The 2,196-nt window shown below is 70.1% G+C and carries 2 protein-coding genes and 1 pseudogene; 1 reads left to right on the top strand and 2 read right to left on the bottom strand.

Translation table 11 applies throughout. The annotated features are described in order from the left end of the window. Positions 1–902 (top strand): ABC transporter ATP-binding protein (locus VFB40_RS21215; protein WP_324853354.1); only part of this gene is annotated, 902 nt, incomplete at its 5' end. A 50-nt stretch (positions 903–952) separates the two neighbouring features. On the opposite strand, the gene nudC is transcribed toward VFB40_RS21215, so the two are convergent. Then, a complete protein-coding gene (gene nudC, locus VFB40_RS21210) occupies positions 953–1,912 on the bottom strand; it encodes an NAD(+) diphosphatase (RefSeq protein WP_324853352.1) in 960 nt (319 codons plus the stop codon). 64 nt (positions 1,913–1,976) lie between these two features. Then, positions 1,977–2,196, bottom strand: a pseudogene (locus VFB40_RS21205) (peptidase M20); the annotation flags it as partial.

Below are 2,196 nucleotides of genomic sequence, written 5' to 3'. Positions count from 1 at the left end.
GCGACGTCGTCAACGATGTGCCGCCAAAGGATCGCGACATCGCGATGGTGTTCCAGAATTACGCGCTGTATCCACAGATGACGGTCGCCGAGAACCTCGGCTTCCGGCTGTCGCTGACCGGCGCGCCGCACTCGGCGGTCGCGCGAAGGGTGCGCCGGATGGCCGCCCAGCTCGACCTGACCCCGACGCTGGACCGGATGCCGCGCACGCTTTCCGGCGGTGAGCAGCAACGGGTCGCGATGGGCCGCGCCATGATGCGTGAACCCAAGGTCTTCCTGATGGACGAGCCGCTCGGCGCCCTCGACGCAAAGCTGCGCACGGACGTACGTACTCAGATCGTGAACATGCAGCGGCGGCTTGAGGCCACCACGATCTACGTGACGCACGATCAGATCGAAGCCATGACGATGGGCGACCGCATCGCGGTGATGAAGGACGGCGTGCTCCTGCAGTGCGATACGCCGCGCGCCCTGTACGAGAACCCGCTCAACGCGTACGTCGGTGCGTTCGTCGGTTCGCCGCCGATGAACCTGATCAAGGCGCGGGTCGAGTACGACTGGGCGGTGCTCGGCGATGTGAACGTGATCGAGTTGCCGCTGGACCGCAAGACCACGGCCGAGTTGCAGGTGCCTGAGGTGACCGTCGGGTTCCGCCCGGACACGGTCCAGATCACGTCACCGGGCAGCGGCCTGTACGCGCATGTCGAGGCCGTTGAGAACCTCGGCTACGTCGCGTACGCGCACTGCTCGACCGGTGTCGGCGAGGGCCGCAAGACGATCGTCGTGCGATGCGAGCCGCATGCCACGCCGCGCCCGGGCTCCGCGGTCGGCTTGGAACTTTCACTGGACTCGGTGCACTTCTTCGAGACACGCACCGGCCGCCGGCTGACGCCTCAGCGCTGAGCCCGGTTTCGGCTCAGGCCTGCTCGAAGAGCCTCCTGAGCGAGCCTTGCTCAGCGAGCCGCCTCGGCGATCGGACCGCCGAACCAGTGCTCGATCAGCGAGCGCGCGATAGAGATCTGGCCGGAGAGCACGATCTCACCGGACGCCGCGGCCTCGGCAAGCTCCTCGCGGGTGAACCAGCGCACTTCCAGCACTTCCTCGCCGTCCGCGCGCACCCGCTCCGGGTCGTCCACGGTCGCCGTGAAGCCGAGCATCAGGCTGCACGGGAACGGCCACGGCTGGCTGCCCAGGTAGGTCACCGAGGTCACGGTCAGCCCGGCCTCCTCGGCCACCTCGCGGGCGACCGCCTGCTCCAGCGACTCCCCCGGCTCGACGAAGCCGGCCAGCACCGAGAAGCGCCGCTGGTCCCAGGCCGAACCGCGGCCGAGCAGCAGCCGCTCGTCGGGGTCGGTGACCGCCATGATCACGGCCGGGTCCGTGCGCGGGTAATGCTCGGTGCCGCAGTTCGCGCAGCGGCGGATGTGCCCGGCCGCGGCGACCTCGGTCGGATGGCCGCAGCGCGAGCAGTAGCGGTGGCTGCGGTGCCAGTGCTCAAGCGCGATCGCGTGGGTGAGCAGGCCGGCGTCGCGATCCGAGAGCTGCACGCCGACCTCGCGCAGCGACGCTGGGCGCGCGTCGCCGTCCATGCGGCCGGGCAGCGTCTCGGCCGGAACGGCGAAGTAGGTGTAGCCGCTCTCGTCCCGGCCGAGCAGGTACCGGTCGCCTTCCGGCGCGTCGTACGAGGGCAGCGTCACCAGCCGCGGCCTGGTCGCGCCGGGCAGGACCGGGTCCGGCTCGTCGAGCACGAACGCCCGGCCCTCGCTGACCACCAGGACCCGGGTGTCCGGATTCGACCAGGCGGCGGCGAGGGCCAGCTCGTCGAGGCGAAGTTCAGCGGTGCGGTCCACGGCGCCGCGCGCCAGGGCCAGCCGTCCGAGCGGTCCGGTCGCCGCGTCGCGGTGGTCGGCCATCGCTCGTTTCCCTCCCTTGGGCGGGTACCAAGCGGTACCCCACGTCTGCAACGACGCTGCGTAATCACTTGTTCCCGGCGAGATCTTCCCATAGGTAAGCCGCGGCCTCAGCGCCCTTGAGCAGGTTCGCCACGTCCACACGCTCGTTCGGGGCGTGCCAACCGTCCTCAGGCAGCGAGACGCCGAGGAAGACCACCGGCGCGGCGAGCACGTCCTGCAAGTCAGCCTCGGGTCCGGATCCGCCTTCGCGGGTGTAGAGGATCTCGCGCCGCTCACCGTCCGGG

The organism is Actinocrinis sp. (assembly GCF_035650855.1).
Classification (GTDB): Bacteria; Actinomycetota; Actinomycetes; order Streptomycetales; family Catenulisporaceae; genus Actinocrinis.
This window is presented reverse-complemented; position numbering and strand designations above follow the sequence as displayed.

What these genes read in the sequence shown, in the direction of transcription:
- nudC (WP_324853352.1), bottom strand. Translation starts at nt 1,912, where the DNA reads ATGGCCGACCACCGCGACGCGGCGACCGGACCGCTCGGACGGCTGGCC.